Genomic DNA, 1,056 nt, shown 5'->3' on the forward strand with positions numbered 1-1,056 from the left:
GCTTCGACGACAAGATCATCGCCATGTATGCCCGGGGCATGACCGTGCGCGAGATCCAGGCATTTCTGGCCGAGCAATACGGTACCGAGGTCTCGCCCGAGTTCATCAGTTCAGTGACCGATTCACCGACGGCCTCAAGGGCATGGAGCAGGTCCTGAATGCGGTGTTCCCGAACACGACGCTGCAGACCTGCATCGTGCATCTGATCCGGAACAGCCTGGAGTACGTCAGCTGGAAGGAGCGTCGGGCCGTGGCGGCGGTGCTCAAGCCCGTCTACACCGCACCCAATGTGGAGGCGGCGCTGGCCGAGCTGGCGGCCTTCGAGCAAGGAGAGTGGGGCAAGCGGTACGCACCGATCGCCGCGTCCTGGCGTCGGGCCTGGGACCAGGTGATCCCGTTCTTTATGTTCCCGCCGGCGATCCGCAAGATCATCTACACGACCAATGCCATTGAGAGCATCAATGCGCAACTGCGCAAGATCATCAAGACGCGGGGCCACTTCCCCAGCGACGAGGCAGCAACCAAGCTGCTATGGCTAGCGCTGCGCAACATCACCGGGAAATGGGGTAGTTCAACGCATGACTGGAAGGCTGCCATGAACCAGTTTGCAATCCTCTACGAAGAGCGCTTCACCCATCCGCATCATTGAGATAATGCTGGCTCACCGCTCGAATTGGCGGTGAGCCTTTACCTGCCCTGCACACAAAAAAACTGACAGGCCCTGGAGACGAGCATCCCAAATTTGGGGCCACCGCGCCCACGACGAAACCCGTGCCGTTCATGATCGAGTGGCCATATAAACCGGTAACGGCAGATGCATGAAAGGGTAAGCGAGTTCGTCATTCAGGGGTCATACAATGAAACCACTCTCATTCGCAGCGGCAATGCCGTTCGTGCCGGTAGCGCCAGCAGTTTATTAGAACCGCCGCGCCCACCACGAATCCGCAAAGCCAGCAAGCCCGACACGCCAGCCTCCTGCAAGGATCGCTTTCTTTTGGTCACTTTTCTTTACGAGTAAAGAAAAGTGACACCTACATGTGCCCAAGAGCCCGACAC

1 pseudogene is annotated in these 1,056 nt (G+C 58.4%); it reads left to right on the top strand.

Annotated features, from left to right (window positions below):
* Positions 1 to 649: pseudogene (locus tag P3W85_RS31650) on the top strand (IS256 family transposase); the annotation flags it as partial.
* Between the last annotated feature and the right edge of the window lie 407 nt (positions 650 to 1,056).

Source organism: Cupriavidus basilensis, assembly GCF_029335485.1.
GTDB lineage: Bacteria > Pseudomonadota > Gammaproteobacteria > Burkholderiales > Burkholderiaceae > Cupriavidus > Cupriavidus basilensis_E.